Source organism: Bradyrhizobium sp. CCGE-LA001 (assembly GCF_000296215.2).
GTDB lineage: Bacteria > Pseudomonadota > Alphaproteobacteria > Rhizobiales > Xanthobacteraceae > Bradyrhizobium.
Genome location: NZ_CP013949.1, coordinates 3,343,320 through 3,364,266, shown reverse-complemented (window position 1 = coordinate 3,364,266; position 20,947 = coordinate 3,343,320). Strand labels below are relative to the sequence as shown.

Below are 20,947 nucleotides of genomic sequence, written 5' to 3'. Positions count from 1 at the left end.
CGACGCGCGTCGATCAATTGGCGAATGTGAATGCTTCCGTCTCGATCTCGATGAAGGTGCGACCGAGCGCACCAACCGCGCGATAGAATCGCGCATTGCCGGCGCCCTCCATGTCTGCGAAGAGCCGCCCCATCCAGGGCGACACGTGTTTGTCGAAGAAGGCGCGCTGAGCCTCGGACGGAGCATCCAGGCAGCCATCGGCAAGGCCCGACATGATCTCGCACAGGATCGCGGCGTGATCCTCAGGCTCGGAATTGTTGGCAATCCGCTCGATGCCGAGTTTCGTCAGGTCGGCGCGCAGACGCGACAGCGGCCGTTCGTTGAGAAATCCGGTGAGGTAGTAGGAGGCGTAGGGCAGCAATTCGCCGCGACCGAGCCCCACGAACAGATCGAAATATTCGCGCTCGACCTCACGCGGGATCGCTCGCGCGGCGGCGTCGGCGAGCGCCGCGTGCGCGCGTCCGAGCGGTGTTGCGTCACCACCCAATGCCGCAAGCTGGTCGAGCAATCGCTTCGACGGCGGCACGGACAGCAACGTCGCCAGCAGGGCATATTCCTGCGCCCGCGCGGCATCGATGGGATCGACAGTATCTGGGGGCATCGCCTGTTCGTAGAGATCGGGCCGCAGGTCGTTGCGAGGAACACCGGTGGCGGCTTCAACTGCAACCACCCGTTGTGCGGGCACGCGGGACCAGGTCGAGACGGACGGCTGACTGATGCCTATTTTGCGCGCAAGCTGAGCGATGCCGCCTGCGGCATCGATCGCGCGTTCAAGCCCGTCATCACGCACGTGGACCTCCCATCCAAGAGTCCCGTCTGCTGAATATTGTCATTTTTTACAAAGCACTAGAGCAAGCGTAATCCTGGTTCCCCGAGCCGTCAATTGCTCGACCATAGCCGCAGCCTATAGCCTTTGGTCTACGGCTCACCGGGCTGCTGTTTAACGCGGCAGTGCACCACCGTGGGTACGTGGCCTGACAGGTTCGGCAAGCTCCGCCCATGTGTCCGCCACCGTTGGCTGCACTGCAACAGGGATCGTCGCGCGTTCCGTCTCACCCAGCGGCTCCGTGACATCCGTCGGGTCGGGAGCATCGGCTTGATGAAATTGTGCGGAAGAATCCGTTGTTTCAATCGACGCTTCGGCGAGGGACTGCGCCGCCTCACGTACGCCGCCGACAATCCGATCGACGAGCGCGGCCAGTTCCTCGGAGGAACAATCCAGTGGCCCGAACCCCGGCATCGCAGTGGGATCGTTGAAGTCCCAGGCGTTCTCCGCGAGACCGACGAAATCGCGAATGGCGGGATCGGCGGCCCAAGCGCGGCGAAGAGCCGCACGACCCAAGTCCTGTGGAATACCCTTGCGCAGGAACGCGGTGATGTCGGTCGCAGCATCGATCTCGTCGATCGACGGCAGGCTGGAGAGATCGATCTTGCTCGCGTCGTCATCGACCTCGGACGGCGGCGCGGGCTCAGCCACAGCAGGCTGCGCCGGCTCCGCTCGCGCCTCGCGCTTGCGGCGGGACCAACGGGCAAGGAACTCCTCCTCACTCATTCCTGTCCGCCCTCGTGTTCTCGCCGCGCCAGCGCCTCCGGGTCGGCACGGCGCCGCTTGCGCTTGACGAATTCCCGCTCGACATGGTGCTCGGCGACGAAGCTTTCAATTGCCTCGCGCAGCACCTCCGGCATCGGCACGGCCTCGACGAGATTGTCCGCGGCTTCAGTGAAGCCCTCGCCTTCCGCCGGATCGGCAGTCACCGCGGCAACGGCATAGGGCGGGGCGGCTTCCGAAGGCGACAGCACGATCCATACGCTCGGATTGCCTGAGGCGAGATTGTCGCGATAGCGCGCCGTCTCGGACGGATAGAGATCCACGGTCGCACGTCCGGCGTAGAACAGCGTCGTGCCGTCCTGCTCGCGAAGCACTGTCCAGGGGCGTGTGGCCGGCTCGTCCGGCAGCACGGCAACCCCGCGCCAGACGAAATCGACCCAGGGCGAGCCTGCCTTGCGCCGCTCGACCACGACACCGACAGCAATGGAGAACAATGGGCGCGCCGCGGGACTCATGTCGCCATCTCCAGCCCCTTCACCGGCAGCCCGGTCAAGAGATTCTGCGGCTTCAATCGGAGCTTCTGGTCCGCCGTCATCGACAACATCAAGTAGACCGGCTCGCCCCTGACATCGTCAAGCGCGCGGCTTGAATCCGCAAAGGTTAGCCGGAATAGTGCGAGCACCCGATCGGCGCTGCGCTGGTCGAGCTCCTCGCCGTGCCAGAGGCGGTCGCCCAGCCGGGTGGAGTCGGCATCGAGCCCGACATACCAAGTGAGCTTCTCGTCCTGAAGGGCGCGCAGCGGTTCGATCATGACGTCGACGGCAAGGAGATGGGAGATCCAGCGCGTCATCACCTGTGCCAGCGCAGTCGGTCCGCGTCCGCCGGCCGTGAGGTCGAGGGCCATGTCGAACTGGTCGCTGCGCTGCCAATAGGCTGCGGCGCTCTCTTCGCTCAACACATCAACAACGGCGTCGGTGGTGGCCCCCAGCATCGACATCAGGGACAGCACCGGCGTCGGAGTCCGGCCGCCGACGATTTCCTCGTCGCCGAGCAGCACGGCCTGTTCATGCGGCAGGACCCGCTGGATCCGGAAGAACAGCTCGGCCGCGCGCAGCACGAACGGATCGTCACAGCCATCGAGCGCATTGCGCAGGATGACGTGCACAAGCTGGTTGACGAAGAGCGGCGGCAGGTCACTCGCGCCCGATCGCACCGATGCGAGATAGGCGGCTTCGAGCGTCGGATGCCGCAACAATAGATCCCGAAAGGCCAGCACGAACTGCCAGTTCTCCCGGGCGTCGGGATCGGCAAGGGATGCAATCTCGTCCGCGCCGACCGCCTGGCGCGGGTCGACGAGCAGTTCGCGGTGCAGCCGGCGTTCGACCGGGCACGCATCCTCCGGCGGCATCAGCTCGGGGCGGGCAAAATAGGCCTTGAGGAAGTCGTCGGTGACGCGCAGTCCACCGCCCTCGTCCCGATCGAGCAGGTGATGGCCGCAGGCGATCCAGAAATCGTTCATCTGACTGACGGTCCCCGGCCGAGATCCGCAAGCCTGAGACTGCCGTCAGGCTCGAGGTCGTCCTCCATTTCCATGAACGAGAACGCCTTGCTGTGCCCCTGCCCCTCACGAAGTTGCAGCCTGCGGAACGACTCGCGGACCTCGCCGTCGCTCACTGCCCGGTGCACCGCAACAAGCGAGCTGATCGGGTGGCTGCAGAGCGACTGCGAGAACGCCACCTCCTCTTCGGCGGCCGCCCTCGCGGTCGCCACGTCCGGCGCACCGAAACGATCGACGAGTTGCTTCGCCAGGAGATCGACCAGGCCATGGTAATCATCCGCAGTCGCCGGAACGATCTGCGCCAGCGTCGACCAGCCCCAGGATTGCACCCCGAGGAAACCGCCGCGAAACGCCGCGCGCGCCTTGCCCTCGAGCGACGCCGCGTCGCAATCCCAGAAGCGGAAGGCACCGGAGACGGCCCATTCGCCCGGCTCTGCCGCCACGTCAAATACGAATGTGTCGGAGGGATCGAGCGCGATGGTCCGCAGGAGCTTCACAGCCGTGGTCCCCCGAGTGCCGGATCGAACCAGGACGGCGTCGCAAGCGCCTGCATGAGGTCGCGACGTTCGATCGCGCCCGCGCCAATCCAGCGCGTGAGGAGATCGCCGTCATCGTCGATGCGCTGGACGGACTGCCGTTCGCGCGGCATCCGGGAGAGGTATTCACGCGCAACACCGTCAAAGCCGTCCGCCCGCCAACCGTCGAAGGCCAGCATCAGGTGCCGGGCAAAGCTCTCGGTGATCTGCGCCGCGCCGGCCTCGCCGAAGCCCTCCTGGTCGAGCGCCGAGGCAAGCGGATGGACACCCGGCTCGTCGTCAGTCATGGCCACCGTCCGGATCATCGCGCCGAAGACCAGCCATGGCGGCACCTCCTCCTCATTGGCGGCGAGAGGCCATCCCAGGCGGCCGCCGCCAATCAAGCCTCCGTCGATCCTGACGGCGTCCGGCCAGCCGATCGTGATGGGCTTGCTCGGCGGCGCGTAGGCGCGCAGGGCATCGGTGAGCGCGACCATGCCGGCGTAGAATGCGCGCCGCGCGCTGCGTAACGGCTCGGTCGGCTCGAGCACCACCGCGAACTCCGCCAGGTCAAAGCGGCCGACATAGACCAGCGTGCCGGCGCCGCTCTCCGGTGCAATGCGGCATGCATGGACAAAAGCGTCACCACCCTCGCGGAGCCGCAGCAATGTGAACGGCGGCGGCAGGTGGATCAGTTCCGCCAGGGACACTTGGCTGATGGGGGTCGACGGCAGGCCGTCCTCCGCTTTCCTTTTCTTCCCGATGGATAATGTCTATACGAGGCGAAGGGCCGGCGCGAGTCCGTCGTCGTCGTCCAAATGGCGGAGGGTTTAACCTGGAGCAGCCATCGAAGACCGTCCTGATCTGCTCGTGCGAAGACACGATGCGGCTCGACATGGCCACGATCAAGCGCGGATGTTCCAACGGCGAGATCAGAGGTTTCCGCCATCTCTGCGGTACCGAGCTCGATCACTTCCGCAAGTTCGCCGCGACAGACGCAGCGCTTACGGTCGCCTGCACGCAACAGGCGACGCAGTTCTCGGAGGAGGCCGGCGAACGGCCTGATCCGATCAGCTTCGTCAACATCCGCGAAACGGCGGGATGGTCGAGCGACGGCGCCCGGGCCGGTGCAAAAATGGCTGCCCTGCTCGCATCCGCCTCCATCCCGGCGCCGGACTATCCACTCGTCACCTTGTCGAGCGAGGGCGTGGTCCTGATCTACGGGCGCGATGAGGCCGCGATCGAGGCCGGCCGCCTGCTTGCCGATCACCTCGACGTCACCGTGATGCTGAAGCAGCTCGGCGAGACGATCGCGCCCGCTGCTACGGTCTTCCCGATCGTGCAGGGCACGATCCGCTCCGCCAAGGGACATTTCGGCGCCTTCGAGCTTGCCATCGACGATTATGCGCGTCCCCGCCCCTCCTCGCGCGATCGCTTCGTGCTGGACGCGCCGCGAAGCGGGGTCACCTCGCGCTGCGACATCGTGCTCGATCTTTCCGGGGGAATGCCGCTCTTTCCCGCCCACGAGCTGCGCGACGGCTATCTGCGCGCCGATCCGAACGATCCCGCGGCGGTGCTGCGCGCCGTGCTGAGCGCGCGTGACCTCGTCGGCAGCTTCGACAAGCCGAAATATGTCGACGTGACGCCCAGCATCTGCGCCCATTCGCGCTCGAAGCGGACGGGATGCCATCGCTGCCTCGATCTCTGCCCGACCGGGGCCATCACGCCCGCCGGCGATCATGTCGCAATTGATCCGAACATCTGCGCAGGCTGCGGCCAATGCGCCGCCGCCTGCCCGACCGGCGCGGCGTCTTATACGCTGCCGCCGGCCGATACGCAGCTGCATCGAATTCGAGCCATGCTGCTCGCCTACCATGCGGCCGGTGGCGCGGATGCGGTGCTGCTCTTTCATGACAGCCCGCACGGCACGCCGTTGATCGACGCCCTGGCGCGACATGGCGACGGCCTGCCCGCGAACGTGCTTCCCTTTGCCGTGAACGAACTCACGCAGCTCGGACTGGAGGCGATCGTCGGCGCCTTTGCCTATGGCGTCTCGGCGGTGCGGTTCCTGCTGCGGGCAAAGCCGCGCCACGACGTCACCGGGCTGCTGCAGACGATCGGCATGGCCGAGGCGATCCTTGGCGGTCTCGGATTTGCCGGCCGCCGTCTCGCCACCATCGAAACGGACGATCCCGATGCGCTCGGCGCGCATCTGACGGCCATCGGCACGCTTGCCGCCGTCGCAACGCCGGCGACCTTCAGGACCGTCGGCACGCGGCGCGACCTTCTGCGCTTCGGACTGAGCGAGCTGCACCGCCTGGCGCCACAGCAGGTCGACGTGATCGCGTTGCCGCCGGGCGCGCCGATCGGCGCGATCACGGTCGATACGGACGGCTGCACGCTGTGCCTCGCCTGCGTCTCGGCCTGCCCGACCGGCGCGCTTCGTGACGATCCCGACCGCCCCGTGCTGAAATTCATCGAGGATGCTTGCGTGCAATGTGGCCTGTGCCAGAGCACCTGTCCGGAGAAAGTCATCAGCCTCAAGCCGCAAATCGACTTCCGCGCGACCCGCGCGTCCGCCGTGACCATCAAGGAGGAGGAGCCCGCACTCTGCGTCCGCTGCGGCACGGCCTTCGGCGTCAAGAGCACGATCGACCGCATCGCGGCCAAGCTCGAAGGCCGGCACTGGATGTATCCAGCCGGCGACAAGCGGGTCGCGGCCCTCAGGATGTGTGCGGACTGCCGCGTCATCGTCATGAGCGAGCAGCAATTCGATCCGTTCAAAGGCGTTCCCGAACGAACGCCACCGCGCACCACGGACGACTATTTGCGCCAGCGCGAGGTCAAGGACAACAACGGGTAATTTCGCAGGGTCGGAAACCAAGGAAGCATCATCACCATGTCTCGTTTCATCGCAGCTCTGTCGACGTGCATGATTTCGGTTGCTGTCGCCGGCGGATCGGCCGAAGCCGCCGCTCCTCCCCTCACCAAGGCGCAGAAGGTTGCCGTGAAGCAGGCGATCGTCGCCTGCAAGGCCGAAGCCAAGGGCCAGAAAATCGCGTGGCTGTCGCGCCGGAAATACGTCAACCGCTGCGTTGCGGACGCGCTGAAGGAGCATCCCACCATCGACGTCATTCAGATCCTCAAGCAGCATCCGGAGATGAGGGATCTTCCGATGGACTATTGGGACTCGATTTGAGAGGCGGCTATCGCGACGTCGCGCGGCCAAGGAAGTCGGTCAATGCGCGGCGGTCCTCGGCTGAACCGATGCGCTGCTCCGGCATCTTGGTCCCGGGCGTGTAGCTGTTCGGTCCGACTTCGAACAATTTTGCGACGGTCTCGGGCGTCCAGACGATGTCCATGGTCTTCAGCGCCTCGGAAAAGCGATAGCCCGGGAGCGATGCGATCTTGCGGCCATACAGTCCCGCAAGCGTCGGGCCCGCGCGCTGAACCTCTTTGTCCGACAGCGTGTGACAGGCAACGCAGGCGCGAAACACTTCTGCACCGTGGTCGCCGGCATAGACCGCCAGCGGATCAGCCGACTTGCCGGATAGAACAGAGCTGATCGGATCGCCCGTTCGCGCATTCCAGCGGCGGATCTTGCCGTCCGCACCGCCCGTGATCAGCGTCTCGCGATCTGAAAGGAAAGCGACCGACCAGACCGGCAGCCCCGGGCCGATCAACGTGCGGAGCAAGCTGCGGGACTTGCGGTCGATGATGGCTACCGTGCCGCCGATGCCGGCCGCCGCGATCAACGCGCCGTCTGCCGAGATCGTCACGGCCACCACCTGTGTCGGGCCAGCGGCAACCTCGCCGCTGACCTTGCCGTCTGCGGTCAGCATGCGCAGCATGCCATCGACAGCGCCCACGACGATTTCACCATCCGGCGCCACGCTCACGGCGTTGAGCGGCGCCGGCAAGGTCATGATTTCGGGCTGGCCATCCGGCAGGCGCCAGATGCGCAACGTCAGATCATAGCCGACGCTGACCAGCGATTGGCCGTCCGGCGTGAACGCGACGCCGTTGACGTTCTGCGTATGCCCTTCCAGCACGCGCGAGGCACCGTCCGATAGCGACCACAGCCGCACTGTCCGATCCCATGAAGCCGATGCGAGAAATGCCCCGTCGGGAGAGACTGCGAGCGCGACGATCGGAGCGAGGTGTCCCTCGAGCACACGCTCCGGCTGCTGCCGGCCCGCGGTCCACACCGCAATCCGTGCGTCGGCACCGGCCGTCACCATGCGGCCATCCTTCAGGAAGACGACCGCGTTAACGGCATCGGCATGGTACCGCAGCACTTGCTCCGCGGTATCAGTCTCCAGCGACCAGCGAATGGCGGCCGTATCGAAGCTGCCGGACAGGAGGCGGTTTCCATCTGGCGAAACGGCAAGCGCCCGTATGGGGCCGCCATGTCCCACCATGTCGGCGCGCACGGCTGAAACTGCGACGATGACCCACAGGGCCGCGGCAAGTGCGCAGAAAGGTAACCTCATCGCCCCTCACCGGCCCTGGTCACGTTCACGCCCTCGAGAATGCCAGAACAGTCGGCGGAGATAAATTACCGATCTACTTCGCCGGTGCCGTCGTGACCTTGGATGATCCCTCGGGCGCGGGCTGCATTCCCGGCGGACTCTGACCCTGAGGACTTTCGGGGGGCGCGCCGCCCGAGCCCGTGTTGATCGGACCCGTCCAGCCTTGTGGCTGGGGTTGGCCCTTGTCCTCCGGAGGTGTCTGCGCGGCAGACGAGTTGGGTTGCGCGGTCTGGGCGGAGGCACTCTCGAAGAGGCCAAGTGCTGCAAAGCACAAAATCGTCATCAGCAGTTTCACGGCAGATCCTCCGGTGCACGTACCAAACGAATTGCCCCCGTTCTACGTTCCGGCAGGTGCGCCGCGACAGACTGACCTTGCATCCCGCTTGAACGGCGGGGGTCCGGGCACTACGCTCGGGCTAGTCTGGTGGTCAAGGATGACGGCGTGCAGGGGCGAGCGCGGCCATTTCTGCAGATGCTGGCGCGACTGCGCGCGTTGCGTCCGCTCGACGGATCGGATGATCCCGATGCCGGGCGCGCCTCGCCCTTCCTGATTGTCGTTGCCGTCGTGCTCGCGCTCCTTTTGGCGATCCTGGCAATCGACCTGAATCATGCCGCGCTTCAGTCTCTTGGCCTGACGGGCTCTGCGTTCTCCGCCGACCCCATCTTCAAGAGCCCGTAGGACTGCTTGTGCCCTGATGCAATCAACGCGTTGGCTCGCGGCCAGCCGTATCGTATAAACAGCTTGATGTTTGTGCGGGAGGCTGCGGATGAAAGCGTTTCTTCTTGGCTGCGTCGCGTCGCTGGTGATTGCGGCTGCGGGCATGGTGCTCTTAAATCGGGTTCAGGAGCCCGTCGCTCACGCGTTTGCGACGACCGGGGTACGTCTCTAAGGCGTCCAAATCTCACTGGGCGTGAAGCCCCGTTTGGTCGGCGCGCTTCTCCTCGGTTTCCCGCGCAACGACCTGACGATCGTCCTGGCTGTCCTTGTCTCGCGATCGACTTCGTGTATCCGCGACTTAGGAACCACGGCAGCCCGCTGGCATTGCCGGCACGTGCAAGCGGAGCACATAGATCGGACATTTGGAAAGACGTCTCGGTCACGGCAGCCTTGCTCCGATCGGTCCGGTCCATCAATTCGAAGCAAAATGGTCGAAACACAAAGCCAATGCTTGAAGACCTTCGCGCGATCACCCAGCCAGGAGCGATGATAGCCGTCTTGATCGTCCTGCTGCTGATGGCGGTCGCCGATGCGGCCATCTTCATCGCGGCCAGAGGATGGCCGTTCTGATGCGCCTGTAAAACCGCGACTTCGCGCGGATAGGAACCTTCATACGATTGACCGGTTCGCCCTTCCACAGGGGAGCACGGCGAAATCGATGAATGTCCGGATGCGAACGGCTCTGGTGCCATTTGCGACCTTGCCGCTGGCCGCTTGTGCGGGCCGCCAGTCCGTGCTCGACCCGCAGGGACTTCAGTCCGACCAGATCCTCCGGACCTTCTTCATCTTCCTGATCGTTGCGGCCGTCGTCTGGATCGCCGTCGTGATCGTGCTTTGCGTGGGCATGCTGCGCCGAAAGCGCGCGGCCGGTCAACCGCTGGCGCTGCACCAGTCCTTTGAGCGGACCAGTGGCCGTGTCGTCTTCGTGTTGGGGGTCGCGACCCTGGTCATCGTGCTCGGGCTTTCGATCGTCAGCTATGCCGGTCAGCGCACCGTCTTCGCCAAGGACGAGAACGCGCTCACGCTCAAGATCATCGGCCATCAATGGTGGTGGGAGGTCCGCTACGAAGACGACAGTCCCAACAAGAGCTTCGTGACAGCGAACGAGATCCGCATTCCGATCGGCCAGCCAGTGAAGGTCGAGTTGGAGTCGGCCGACGTGATCCACAGCTTCTGGATCCCGAGCCTAACCGGGAAGATGGACCTGATCACTGGGCAGAAGAACGAATTGCAATTCACCGCGAAGACTCCCGGCGTCTATCGCGGCCAGTGTGCCGAATTCTGCGGACTTCAGCACGCCCATATGGCCTTTGCCGTACTCGCACTGCCGCCGGACGAGTATGTCCGCTGGCGCGACAAGGAGAACGAGAGTGCGAAGAGCCCGACCGAGCCACTCGGCAAACAGGGCGAGCAGCTGTTTCGCGCGCGGGGCTGCGCGCTCTGCCACACCGTTCGAGGCACGCTCGCCGGTGGACAATTGGGACCGGATCTGACGCATGTCGCCAGCCGAACGACGATCGCCGCCGGAACGCTGCCGATGACGACGGCGACGCTTGGGGCCTGGATCGCCGATCCTCAGCACATCAAGCCCGGCAACACCATGCCGAAGATGCCCCTGCAATCGGACGAGCTCATCGCGATCATTCACTATCTGGAGCAGCTCAAATGACCCAGATAGCTGAACGGCGCGAGTTGCGGGATGATGGGCTGAGCGGCCTCCAGCTTTCGACGCGGCTCAAGAATATCTGGCGCACGCCATCCGGCTTTTTCGGCGCGCTGATGTCAGTAGACCATAAGGTCGTGGGCCGGCGCTACATCGTCACGGCGTTCGTGTTCCTGCTGCTCGGTGGGATTCTCGCAATCGTCATGCGCGTTCAACTCGCCGGCCCCGAGAAGACGTTCCTGTCTGCGGACAAGTACAACCAGATCTTCACGATGCATGGCTCGACCATGATGTTCCTGTTTGCCGTGCCGGTGATGGAGGCATTCGCCGTCTACCTGGTGCCGCTGATGGTCGGAACGCGAAACATCGCCTTCCCGCGCCTGAATGCGTTCAGCTACTGGATATTTCTGTTCGGAGGCTGCTTCCTCTGGATTTCCTTCGCGCTCAATGTCGGCCCGGATGTCGGCTGGTTTGCTTATGTTCCGCTGTCCTCGTTGCAGTACACGCCGACGAAACGCCCGGACGTCTGGGCGCAGATGATCACCTTTACCGAGGTCGCGGCGCTTGCCGTTGCCGTGGAGATCATTGTGACCGTGTTCAAGCAGCGCGCGCCCGGCATGACGCTCGATCGCATTCCCCTGTTCGTCTGGGCGATGCTGGTCACCGCCTTCCTGGTGATGTTCGCGATGCCCTCGATCATGGTGGCCTCGACATCGCTGATCCTGGATCGCCTCGTCAACACGCGCTTCTACGACTCGTCCTCTGGTGGGCATCCCCTGCTCTGGCAGCATCTGTTCTGGTTCTTCGGCCATCCCGAGGTCTATATTATTTTCATTCCCGGCACGGGCATGGTGTCGGCGATTCTGGCGACCTTCGCGCGCCGGCCCGTGGTCGGTTACCCAATCGTCATTCTCTCGCTGATCGCGACCGGCTTCTTATCGTTCGGGCTCTGGGTCCACCACATGTTCGTGACCGGCCTGCCCCAGCTCGGCGCCGGCCTGTTCACGGCCTCTAGCATGCTGATCGCAGTACCGAGTGGGCTCCAGATCTTCTGCTGGCTGGCGACACTCTGGGATGGCCGTCCCGTCTACCGCACGCCGCTCCTGTTCGTGATCGGTTTCATTGTGATCTTCGTGCTCGGCGGCCTGTCCGGCGTCATGGTCGCCTCGGTTCCGATCGACACCCAGGTGCACGACACTTATTTCGTCGTTGCGCACTTTCACTACGTCCTGATCGGCGGTGCCGTCTTCCCGCTCATTGGTGCCGTCTATTACTGGTTTCCGAAGATCACCGGCAGGATGCTCAGCGAAAGCCTCGGTCGCTGGAATTTCTGGCTGGCCTTCATCGGCTTCAATGTCGCGTTCTTCCCGATGCACATCCTTGGACTGATCGGAATGCCGCGCCGGGTCTACACTTACACGGCCGACATGGATTGGGCGCATCTCAACCTGCTCTCGAGCGGCGGCTCCGTCATCTTCGCGCTCAGCTTCGCGCTGCTGCTGGTCAACGTGATCCATAGCTTGCGGAGTGGCGCGCTCGCAGGTGACAATCCCTGGGATGCTTCAACGCTGGAATGGGCGACTCCATCACCGCCGCCACCGCAAAACTTTGATCGCATTCCCATCGTCAAGCATCGCGATCCCCTGTGGTTCGACAATGAAAGCCTGCCCGTCGTCGCCGGTCTCAGCGTGGAGCGCCGCGAAGTGCTTTTGACATCGCTCGCGGAAGCCGAGCCACAGATCCGCGAAGCGTCTCCCGCGCCCAGCATCTGGCCACTGCTGACGGCCATCGCGACGGCAATCTTCTTCATCGGCTCGATCTTCACGCCTTGGGCTGTGCTCTGGGGGACGCCACCGATGGCCATCGCCTTGATCGGCTGGTTCTGGCCAGCCAAGACCAGGGAGGACGAGGAGTGAGACAGACCATCGTCCGCAACGTCGGCGACTTGCCGACCTATGGCTACGGCCCGCAAAGTGGTCCGTGGTGGGGCGCCATCGGCTTCATGGCGCTGGAAGGCATGGGGTTCGCCGTCGCGATCGGCGCCTATCTGTATCTCTATGCGGTCAATCCCACCTGGCCGATCGGCGCTGCGCCGCCCGATCTCTGGCCCGGCACGGCCGCGACCATCGTCTATGTCTTGAGCATCATCCCCAACGAAATGACCAATCGCGCTGCGCACCGGCAGGACCTTGCGAAGGTGCGTACAGGCCTGATCGTGATGTCGCTGATCGGGATCGTCCTGCTCGTCCTGCGCGGTTTCGAGTTCGCTCATCTCAACACCCGCTGGGACAATTCAGCCTACGGATCCATCGTCTGGCTGATACTCGGACTGCACACGACCCATCTCGTCACCGATCTTGGCGACACGATCGTCCTGGCGGTGCTGATGTTCACCCGCCACGCCAAACCGCGCCGGTTCAGCGACGTCACCGACAACGTGTTCTACTGGAACTTTGTCGTGCTCGCCTGGCTGCCGCTCTACGTTCTGCTCGACTGGGTGCCGCGCCTATGAACGCCACCGAGGGACACAACAGATTGCTCTATTGGGCCGGCGTCGCGCTCGGGCCGCTGGCCTGGGGCATCAACCTGCAAGGCATCTATGCGCTCGCGCATTTCTCATGCGAGACAACGAAGCTGACCGGCACGATCATGAGCGCCGTTTTGGCCGTCGTGGCCCTCGCGGGGACAGCGATATCGGCGTGGGCAGTCCGCCGCGGCGCGCGGGCGGAATGGATCGATGCACAAGGCGGTGGTCCCCGGACCTTCATGGCCTGGCTCGGCGTCGGCACGGGCGTGCTGTTCGCCCTGGTGATCGCAAACCAGCTTGCGGCATCGCTGATGATCAGCCCATGCCTGCGCTAAGTCTGCTGGCGTTGTTGGTTGGCTTGCTGGCACAGCCGGCCGCTGCGCATGGCATCTCCGACGTCGATCCTGGGTCACTCTGGAGCTTCGATCCCTGGCTTCTGGCACCGCTTTATCTCGTCGGTTTTGGCTTTTACATTGGCACGCAGCGGCTTTGGCATCACGCCGGCGGCGGTCGCGGCGTCAGCTTTCGCCAGGTGGCGGCATTCTGGACGGGATGGCTGATCGTCGCGCTCAGCCTGACCTCACCGCTTCATTGGCTCGGCGAGCGATTGTTCACAGCCCATATGATCGAGCACGAACTGCTCATGGTCGTAGGGGCGCCACTGATGGCATTCGCCAGGATCAACGGACCGCTGATGTGGAGCCTGCCCTCCTCGGTTCGTCCTGGTGCAGGCCGCTTCTTGAATCGGCCGATGGTAGCCAAGCCATGGGCGTTGGTCAGCCATCCGGTCAGCGCGACAGCCCTGCACGGCCTGGCGCTCTGGGCCTGGCATGCGCCGCCGCTCTATGCATGGGCCCTTGAGAACACCGCCATCCATCGCTTCCAGCACATCAGCTTCTTTGCCACCGCATTGTTGTTCTGGTGGGTCCTTTTTCATGGCCGCGGCGTGGGCCGCAGCGTACGGCTTCGCGACGGCATCGCGATCGTCTGCCTGTTCATCACCATCCTGCATTCCGGTGTGCTCGGCGCGTTGTTGACTCTATCGACACGCTTGTGGATTCCAGGACAGGGCGCGCTCGCCGGCGAATTCAGTCTTTCGCCGCTGGAAGATCAGCAGCTCGCGGGCATCCTGATGTGGGTGCCGATGGGCATGCTCTACACCGGCGCAGCCTTGTTCTTCGCTTATCGGTGGCTGACCACGATGGATGCGCGCCCCCACACGCCGGCGGTTCAGCACGTCGGTTGATGATCCCGCAAGTTTGGGAAGGCATAGGAACCGCAGGTTTGATGCAACGTTCGCCTCTGACATGGGCAATTCCGTGGAGGCCATATGGGCAAACAAGCCGTCCTGGCGAGTGCCATTCTCACGGCGGTCATGGCCGTGCTGCAAGGCGCGATCGCGCAAGATCAGCCGCGTCCGGGACTGTCTTGTCCGGTCGACCACGACCAGCTGGCCGACATCCTCAAGAAGAGCGTCAAGCCCGGCGGTGGCCCCAGCAACGGCGGTCTGGACAACAACGAGTGGGCCGCGGTCGTGAATCGGCAGGGCCTTGTTTGCGCCGTCGCTTACAGCGGCAGCAAGGTCGACGACCAGTGGCTCGGCAGCCGCGCGATTGCGGCCGAGAAGGCCAACACCGCGAATGCGTTCAGCCTGAAGGACAAGGCGATGGCCACCGCCAATCTATATGCAGGCGCCCAACCCGGCGGCATTCTGTTCGGCGCGACGCTGAGCAATCCACCTTCCCCCGAGGTGATCTATGCAGGCACGCCTGATGAATTTGGAACGGCGCATGATCCGATGGTCGGCAAGCCCGTCGGCGGCGTGATCGTCTTCGGCGGAGGGCTCGCGCTCTACGATCGAAACGGCATTGCCGGCGCGCTCGGTGTCAGCGGTGATAGCTCCTGCGCCGATCACAACGTTGCCTGGCGCGTACGCCATTTCCTCGGTCTCGATCACGTACCCGCCGGGGTCAGCCCGAACATGAAGGACGCGATCATCTACGACATTGGACCGGACGGCAAAAGCCCGTCGGGCTTCGGCCATCCCAAGTGCAACGGTCGGGAGGACCAGATCGCCGTCGATCTTGGTGCCGGCGTTTCAGGAAATGTTGTGAGATAGGCCTCTGCGCCTCGGCAGAGCTTTGGAACCAAGCGAGAGCGCAAGGTTTGTACGTTCGCAAACCGGCCTGCAACGCGGCGCGGCCTCGTCAATGCCGTGGAGATCTTCACCTATGTTAATGCTTGGCCTCAGGCGGTTGCTGGGGAGAACGCTGAGTGCGCTCTGCGCCTGCTGTGCATTGCTCTCGCCGGTGATGGCGCAGACTGATCTCGCCAGCCGCATGAAGGATCCCGCTCAGTGGCCGATGGCTGCGCGCGACTACGCCAACACCCGTTATAGCGAGCTCGATCAGATCAACACCGATAACGCATCGCGCCTGCAGCTCGCCTGGACGTTCTCGGTCGGAGCCGACCGCGGTCAGGAGGCAGCGCCTCTCGTGATCGACGGAACCATGTATGTGGTCGGCCCCTATGCCGGCCCCTATCCGAACCGCGTGTTCGCACTCGATGCCACCACGGGCGAGCTGAAATGGTCATATGTTCCGAAGCCCGAGCCTGCCGCGGCGGGTGTTGCATGCTGCGACGTCGTCAATCGCGGGCTCGCCTTCAACAATGGTAAGATCTTTCTCAACACGCTCGACAATCACTCGGTCGCGCTCGACGCCAAGACAGGCAAGGAGCTCTGGCACACGAAGCTCGGCGAGATCAACAAGGGCGAGACCATCACGATGGCGCCTGTCGTCGTGAAAGGCAAGGTTCTCATCGGCAACAGCGGCGGCGAGCTCGGCGTGCGCGGCTGGCTCACTGCCGTGGACGAAAACACGGGAGCCATCGCCTGGCGCGCCTACGCGACGGGGCCCGACAAGGACGTCTTGATCGGCCACGATTTCAAGCCGTTCTACGACAACCTCAAGGGCAAGGATCTCGGCGTCAAGAGCTGGCCAGCCGACCGATGGCAGGTCGGTGGCGGCACCGCGTGGGGATGGATCTCCTACGATGCCGAGCTCAATCTGATCTATTACGGCACCGCCAATCCCAGCCCGTGGAACGCGAACCAGCGCAGTGGCGACAATCTCTGGAGTGCGACGATCTTTGCCCGCAATCCCGACAACGGGCATGCGATGTGGGCGTATCAGGTCAACCCGCACGACCTGTTCGACCATGACGAGATCAACGAGAATGTGCTGGTCGACCTCGAGCTGAATGGTCAGCCGCGCAAGGTTCTGATTCACCCCGGCCGCAACGGCTACATGTACGTCATGGATCGCGCCACCGGTGAAGTGATCTCCGCGGACGCCTATGACTTCGTGAACGCCTATAAGGGCGTCGACCTCAAGTCCGGCAAGATCATTCCTAACGAGGAGAAGACGCCGCTGGTCGGCAAGACCGTCGAGAACATCTGTCCGACCGCGCCGGGCGCCAAGGATTGGCAGCCGTCCGCCTGGTCACCCCGTACCAAGCTGCTGTACGTCCCGCATCAGCATCTCTGCATGGATTTCAAGGCATCGCAGGTCGGCTACATCGCCGGCACGCCTTATGTCGGCGCCGACGTCGACATGTATGCCGGTCCGGGCGGGCACCGCGGCGAGTTCATGGCGTGGGATCCGGTTGTCCGCAAGAAAGTTTGGGAGATTCACGAGAAGCTGCCGGTCTGGAGCGGCGCGCTGGTGACTGCGGGCGACGTCGCGTTCTACGGAACCATGGATCGTCTGTTCAAGGCGGTGGACGCCAGGAACGGCAAATTGCTCTGGCAGTTTCGCGCCGGCTCCGGCTTCATCGGCCAACCGGTCTCCTATCGAGGCTCGGACGGGCAGCAATACATCGCAATCCTCTCGGGCGTCGGCGGCTGGCCCGGTGCGGTGGCGAATGCTGAGGTCGATCAGCGCGTGCGTAATGGCACGCTCGGCTTCACCGGTGCGATGCAGGACCTGCCGTTCTACACCGCCGGCGGCAGCGAGCTCTTGGTGTTCAAGCTCGGGAGTGCCAGCCATGCGCCTGCGCAGTGATTGTGCCGCTGTTGCGATTTCCGGCCTGATCGGGATCACGTCCTCCGTATCCGCCGCGGCGAACGGCGAGCTGCGTGTCTGCGCCGATCCGAACAATCTGCCGTTTTCCAACAGCGCCGAGGCCGGCTTCGAGAACAAGCTCGCGACGATGGTCGCCAAGGGTCTCGAGCGATCTCTGTCCTACACTTGGTGGGCGCAGCGTCGCGGCTTCATCCGCAACACGCTGAAGGCAGAAAAATGCGACGTGGTGATGGGCGTGCCCTCCGGATACGAGTTCGTGGAGACCACGAAGTCCTACTATCGCTCCACCTATGTTTTCGTGAGCCGTCAGGACCAGCATCTCGATCTCTTCTCCTTACTCGATCCGCGCCTCCATCGCCTGACCATCGGCGTCCATCTCGTCGGCGATGACGGCAACAACCCGCCTCCTGCGCAGGCGCTTGGCCAGCTCGGGATCGTCGACAATGTCCGCGGCTATTCGATCTATGGCGACTATCGCCGGGCTGATCCTCCGGCGCGCCTGATCGAGGCCGTCGAACATGGCGAGATCGACATAGCCGCAGCCTGGGGGCCGCTAGCCGGCTATTTCGCCACGCATGCCAAGGTGCCGCTGGCAGTGGCCCCCATCAAGGACAGTGAGCGCTTTGCGCCTCAACAGTTCCAGTTCGCTATCTCGATGGGCGTCCGCAAAGGCGATCACGCTCTGCGCGACCAGCTGAATGCGTTCATCGACGCGCATCGGTCCGATATTGCCGCACTGTTGCGGAGTTACGGCGTGCCTCTGGTCGACATGGCCCTGACGGCATCAGGAGGGCATCCGTGATGTCCGGTCCAATGCTACGCGCCAGTGCCGTAACGTTGCTGCTGGCGGCCGCACCCAACGGCGCATTGCTTGCCCAGCAAACTCTGCCGCAGTCGCAGGAGGCGCAGATGCCGACGCTGGCGCCTCCGCCGAATTTCGGCGGCAGCGTCGGCAGCGGCCGGCCCGGCGTGTTCATGCAAGTTCCGGTGACCACCCTCTTCCCGGGCGCACAGCCCGATCCGCCCCAGATCAAGAATCCGGTGCAGGGCGATCCCAATGCGGCGCAGCGCGGGATGACCTATTACGTCAACTTCAATTGCGTCGGCTGCCATGCGCCGAACGGCGGCGGCGGCATGGGGCCGGCGCTGAGCAACAACATCTTCATCTATGGATCGCAACCCGAGAACATCTATCTGTCGATCCATCAGGGGCGGCCCAATGGAATGCCGGCGTGGGGGGGCGTGCTGCCCGACAGCGTGATCTGGGACCTCGTCACTTATATCGGCAAGATCAGCAATGAGCCGAACAGGCAATGGGGCCGTACCTTCTCGGCCAGTCCGCTTTCGCCTGACGTGGAGCAAGTTCCCAGCGAGCAGGTTTCGACGACTGATCCGTGGTCCGCCACCAAGTCCTTCAAGTTCGGCCAAAAGCCCTGATGGAGAAGCGGAGCAGCCGATGCTGGGTCCGACGACACGATCGCTCATCGCCGCCCTGCTGGCTCTGCCGGCGGTCGCTTGCGACAACGGCAAGGCTGCCGGCCCCGATAATTTCGTCGGCGACACACGCCGTGGCGCCGACCTCGTCAAGCAATACCAATGCGGCAGCTGTCACGACATTCCCGGCATCGCCGGTGCCGACGGAAATGTCGGCCCGCCCCTGCACCGGATCGGCACACGGACCTACATTGCCGGCTACATCCAGAATTCGCCCGATAACATGGCCGACTGGATCGAAGATCCGCAGCGCGCGTTGCCCGGTAACGCCATGCCGAGAATGGGCATCCCGCAGAAGGACGCGCGCGACATCGCGGCGTTTCTGTATACGCTCAAGTAGGCCATATGATTCCCACTCATGGTTCGGCTCAGTGGTTCCGCGACGCGCCATCGCTAGCCATCACCGTTGTGAGGGCGCGGCGAACAAAAACAATACGTCGTGACGGTCGATGGCGGTCACGGCTCGTTTGGCGCCGAGCTCGGCGATCACGTACGCGCCTACGCGCTGCCGTGATGCGATACGGCCTGCCGATGCCGGCGGCGCCTGGGCGCGATCTGCCTGTGCGGACGAGCAATTGTTGAGGCCGCGAAAGCTACGCACGCAGCTATTCCGACGATCGCAAGCCCCTTGCTGATGACGCCAGCCGGCGGAAGTCGCTTCCGTGCCAGCCAGCCTCCATCGACCGACGAGCCTCGCGGTGACGCCTCGATCATGGTTCCCTCGCTGATCGGCGCGCGTCTCGCGCGCGACAGGAGGAAGCGGAATGCGCCGCCCAGCAAATGCTCAGTCAGTGTCGGTGCGGCGGCATAGGCCATCTGGCCGGCGCGCGCAGGCCAGCCGACGGCCACTTCATCGCGCGGCGCACGGACCAGGTTCAAGAAGGCCTGCGCGACGTCTTCCGACTGGTACAGCAGCGGACCCGGATCGAGCCTTTTCCCGGACATATTGGCGCCGTGTACGAATCCCGGTGTATCGACCATCGCCGGGAACACGCCGCAGACGTGGATGTTCGGATGTTCGCCAAGCTCCTGGCGCAGGCTCGCCGTGAACCCGCGCAGACCGAATTTGCTCGCCGTGTAGGCGGCCGCAAACGGCGTCGGCGCCCAGCCTCCCAGCGAGATGTTGTTGATCAGGATACCGCGGTTCTGGCGGAGAAAGATCGGAAGCACCGCAAACGCACCGTGCATGGTTCCCAGCAGATTGACTTCGATGGTTCGGCGGTGAAGCGCGAGATCGGCGTCCTGGTAGGCGCCGAACACGCCGGTACCGGCGTTATTGATCCAGACATCGATCCCGCCGAAGGCATCGTCAGCCTGCCGTGCCAATCGCTGCACCGCCTCCGCATCGCCGACATCGGTCGGAACTGCCAACGCACGGCCTCCAAGCGCCTCGCACTCTGCCGCGAGGCGCGTCAATATCTCGCCGCGCCGTGCGGCGAGCACCACGCTTGCCCCTTCCTGCGCAAACGCGAGCGCCGCAGCGCGGCCAATTCCGCTGGATGCTCCCGTGATCACGACACGTGTTCCCGCCATGGACCGCCGCGACGGCCTCCGGGCATCCACCTGGACAAGCCAACGCAATGATCGCCGGAGACGTTCGGCCGCCTCCGCCTTGAACCAGTCGCCATGCGCGAAAATGACTCGCTCAGGCGCCAGGCTGACGAGCCGTTCAGCTGCGGCCTGTACTGAACGGCCGCCGAGCCGCAACAGGAGCCGAAGATAAATCGGCGCCTTGCCGTCCGGCTTGGCGATGCCGAGAACATTTGCAGCGGCCTGATTTGACGCGGGAAGATCGTGGGGCTCGAGGTTCTGCACCAGATCGGTCAGGATCAACGTGCGGCTCCGCTTATCGAATATCTCCACCTCTGAAAACACCGGTGCATTCACGGCGATGGTTTCGAGCTCGGCAGCCCACTCTGCCGGCGTCACGTCGCCAAGCTCGCGGTCAACGCGGAGTCCAGCCTGTCGCACCTGTTTCCGCTCCGACAGCCCTCGCGCCGCGAACGTCAGCGTTTGCGGCAGACGCTTTTGCCAGGCAGGCATAAAGATCCAATGCGCAACATTCGGCGCGAGCAGGTATCTGATTGTTCCGAGCCGCTCCAACTCATTGTGCAGAGCGGGCGAATATCGCACCGGCGAGTGCAGCACGAGGTCGCCATTCGACAGCCGAACGACCGTCATGCGAACCGGCAGACGTAAGCCTGCCGCGCTGATCGGAGCGTCATCCGCGATCCAGATTTCGTCGGTCACCCTCGTCAGGGTTGCAGTCGATGTGGAGGCGTCAATTTCGTGCATGAGCGTTATCC

General features: G+C 64.0%; 22 protein-coding genes. 14 read left to right on the top strand and 8 right to left on the bottom strand.

The annotated features are described in order from the left end of the window. Nucleotides 1-13: 13 nt before the first annotated feature. The 6 genes from BCCGELA001_RS15380 to BCCGELA001_RS15355 all read right to left on the bottom strand — a co-directional run bounded on the left by BCCGELA001_RS15380 (nucleotide 14) and on the right by BCCGELA001_RS15355 (nucleotide 4,332). A complete protein-coding gene (locus BCCGELA001_RS15380) occupies nucleotides 14-790 on the bottom strand; it encodes a molecular chaperone TorD family protein (protein ID WP_008553091.1) in 777 nt (258 codons plus the stop codon). A gap of 150 nt (nucleotides 791-940) precedes the next feature. After that, nucleotides 941-1,552 carry a DUF3306 domain-containing protein gene (locus BCCGELA001_RS15375; protein ID WP_008553093.1) on the bottom strand — a complete coding sequence of 204 codons (612 nt, stop codon included), beginning with the start codon at nucleotides 1,550-1,552 and terminating at the stop codon, nucleotides 941-943. Beyond that, nucleotides 1,549-2,064: a DUF3305 domain-containing protein gene (locus BCCGELA001_RS15370; RefSeq protein WP_008553095.1), complete on the bottom strand. Its 516-nt coding sequence runs from the start codon at nucleotides 2,062-2,064 to the stop codon at nucleotides 1,549-1,551. Before BCCGELA001_RS15370 ends, BCCGELA001_RS15375 begins: the two co-directional genes overlap by 4 nt. Further along, complete coding sequence (locus BCCGELA001_RS15365) at nucleotides 2,061-3,068, bottom strand: DUF6352 family protein (protein ID WP_008553097.1); 1,008 nt, start codon at nucleotides 3,066-3,068, stop codon at nucleotides 2,061-2,063. The genes BCCGELA001_RS15370 and BCCGELA001_RS15365 overlap by 4 nt, the downstream gene beginning before the upstream one ends. Continuing rightward, nucleotides 3,065-3,604 (bottom strand): DUF6505 family protein, encoded by a 540-nt coding sequence (locus BCCGELA001_RS15360; protein WP_008553098.1) that lies wholly within the window; start codon nucleotides 3,602-3,604, stop codon nucleotides 3,065-3,067. Before BCCGELA001_RS15360 ends, BCCGELA001_RS15365 begins: the two co-directional genes overlap by 4 nt. Then, nucleotides 3,601-4,332, bottom strand: a complete 732-nt coding sequence (locus BCCGELA001_RS15355) for a biotin/lipoate--protein ligase family protein (protein WP_008553100.1) — start codon at nucleotides 4,330-4,332, stop codon at nucleotides 3,601-3,603. The genes BCCGELA001_RS15360 and BCCGELA001_RS15355 overlap by 4 nt, the downstream gene beginning before the upstream one ends. Before the next feature lie 173 nt (nucleotides 4,333-4,505). Between BCCGELA001_RS15355 and BCCGELA001_RS15350 the strand changes: the two genes are divergently transcribed. Both BCCGELA001_RS15350 and BCCGELA001_RS15345 read left to right on the top strand, forming a co-directional pair. Beyond that, a complete protein-coding gene (locus BCCGELA001_RS15350) occupies nucleotides 4,506-6,485 on the top strand; it encodes a 4Fe-4S binding protein (protein WP_060735703.1) in 1,980 nt (659 codons plus the stop codon). Between the two features lie 36 nt (nucleotides 6,486-6,521). Next, nucleotides 6,522-6,821 (top strand): hypothetical protein, encoded by a 300-nt coding sequence (locus BCCGELA001_RS15345; RefSeq protein WP_236840871.1) that lies wholly within the window; start codon nucleotides 6,522-6,524, stop codon nucleotides 6,819-6,821. 7 nt (nucleotides 6,822-6,828) lie between these two features. Here the strand turns inward: BCCGELA001_RS15345 and BCCGELA001_RS15340 are convergent, their stop codons facing one another. Then, complete coding sequence (locus BCCGELA001_RS15340; protein WP_060735701.1) at nucleotides 6,829-8,115, bottom strand: c-type cytochrome; 1,287 nt, start codon at nucleotides 8,113-8,115, stop codon at nucleotides 6,829-6,831. 463 nt (nucleotides 8,116-8,578) lie between these two features. On the opposite strand from BCCGELA001_RS15340, the gene BCCGELA001_RS37925 reads away from it, so the two are divergent. From BCCGELA001_RS37925 to BCCGELA001_RS15285, 12 genes are all read left to right on the top strand, one after another. After that, on the top strand, nucleotides 8,579-8,833 hold the full coding sequence (locus tag BCCGELA001_RS37925) for a hypothetical protein (protein WP_008553106.1): 255 nt from the start codon (nucleotides 8,579-8,581) through the stop codon (nucleotides 8,831-8,833). A 486-nt stretch (nucleotides 8,834-9,319) separates the two neighbouring features. Further along, nucleotides 9,320-9,442, top strand: coding sequence for a hypothetical protein (locus tag BCCGELA001_RS39280; protein ID WP_257721962.1), 123 nt, complete (start codon nucleotides 9,320-9,322; stop codon nucleotides 9,440-9,442). Between the two features lie 100 nt (nucleotides 9,443-9,542). Continuing rightward, the gene (coxB, locus tag BCCGELA001_RS15330) at nucleotides 9,543-10,541 is read left to right on the top strand and encodes a cytochrome c oxidase subunit II (protein ID WP_236840870.1); all 999 of its coding nucleotides are present in this window, start codon (nucleotides 9,543-9,545) and stop codon (nucleotides 10,539-10,541) included. After that, entirely contained in the window at nucleotides 10,538-12,451 is a 1,914-nt protein-coding gene (gene ctaD / locus BCCGELA001_RS15325) for a cytochrome c oxidase subunit I (RefSeq protein ID WP_060735698.1), read from the top strand. Before coxB ends, ctaD begins: the two co-directional genes overlap by 4 nt. Further along, nucleotides 12,448-13,047: a cytochrome c oxidase subunit 3 gene (locus tag BCCGELA001_RS15320; protein WP_008553119.1), complete on the top strand. Its 600-nt coding sequence runs from the start codon at nucleotides 12,448-12,450 to the stop codon at nucleotides 13,045-13,047. Before ctaD ends, BCCGELA001_RS15320 begins: the two co-directional genes overlap by 4 nt. Continuing rightward, nucleotides 13,044-13,397, top strand: coding sequence for a hypothetical protein (locus tag BCCGELA001_RS15315; RefSeq protein WP_008553120.1), 354 nt, complete (start codon nucleotides 13,044-13,046; stop codon nucleotides 13,395-13,397). The genes BCCGELA001_RS15320 and BCCGELA001_RS15315 overlap by 4 nt, the downstream gene beginning before the upstream one ends. Beyond that, nucleotides 13,385-14,308 (top strand): cytochrome c oxidase assembly protein, encoded by a 924-nt coding sequence (locus BCCGELA001_RS15310; protein WP_060735697.1) that lies wholly within the window; start codon nucleotides 13,385-13,387, stop codon nucleotides 14,306-14,308. The genes BCCGELA001_RS15315 and BCCGELA001_RS15310 overlap by 13 nt, the downstream gene beginning before the upstream one ends. 84 nt (nucleotides 14,309-14,392) lie before the next feature. Continuing rightward, nucleotides 14,393-15,181: a heme-binding protein gene (locus BCCGELA001_RS15305; RefSeq protein ID WP_008553122.1), complete on the top strand. Its 789-nt coding sequence runs from the start codon at nucleotides 14,393-14,395 to the stop codon at nucleotides 15,179-15,181. A gap of 112 nt (nucleotides 15,182-15,293) precedes the next feature. Continuing rightward, nucleotides 15,294-17,126 (top strand): methanol/ethanol family PQQ-dependent dehydrogenase, encoded by a 1,833-nt coding sequence (locus BCCGELA001_RS15300; RefSeq protein WP_060735696.1) that lies wholly within the window; start codon nucleotides 15,294-15,296, stop codon nucleotides 17,124-17,126. Further along, nucleotides 17,110-17,949 (top strand): substrate-binding domain-containing protein, encoded by an 840-nt coding sequence (locus BCCGELA001_RS15295; RefSeq protein ID WP_008553126.1) that lies wholly within the window; start codon nucleotides 17,110-17,112, stop codon nucleotides 17,947-17,949. The genes BCCGELA001_RS15300 and BCCGELA001_RS15295 overlap by 17 nt, the downstream gene beginning before the upstream one ends. After that, complete coding sequence (locus BCCGELA001_RS15290) at nucleotides 17,949-18,584, top strand: c-type cytochrome (RefSeq protein WP_060735695.1); 636 nt, start codon at nucleotides 17,949-17,951, stop codon at nucleotides 18,582-18,584. The genes BCCGELA001_RS15295 and BCCGELA001_RS15290 overlap by 1 nt, the downstream gene beginning before the upstream one ends. A gap of 19 nt (nucleotides 18,585-18,603) precedes the next feature. Next, complete coding sequence (locus tag BCCGELA001_RS15285; RefSeq protein ID WP_008553131.1) at nucleotides 18,604-18,981, top strand: c-type cytochrome; 378 nt, start codon at nucleotides 18,604-18,606, stop codon at nucleotides 18,979-18,981. A gap of 158 nt (nucleotides 18,982-19,139) precedes the next feature. Here the strand turns inward: BCCGELA001_RS15285 and BCCGELA001_RS15280 are convergent, their stop codons facing one another. Beyond that, the gene (locus BCCGELA001_RS15280; protein WP_144441320.1) at nucleotides 19,140-20,936 is read right to left on the bottom strand and encodes an SDR family oxidoreductase; all 1,797 of its coding nucleotides are present in this window, start codon (nucleotides 20,934-20,936) and stop codon (nucleotides 19,140-19,142) included. Between the last annotated feature and the right edge of the window lie 11 nt (nucleotides 20,937-20,947).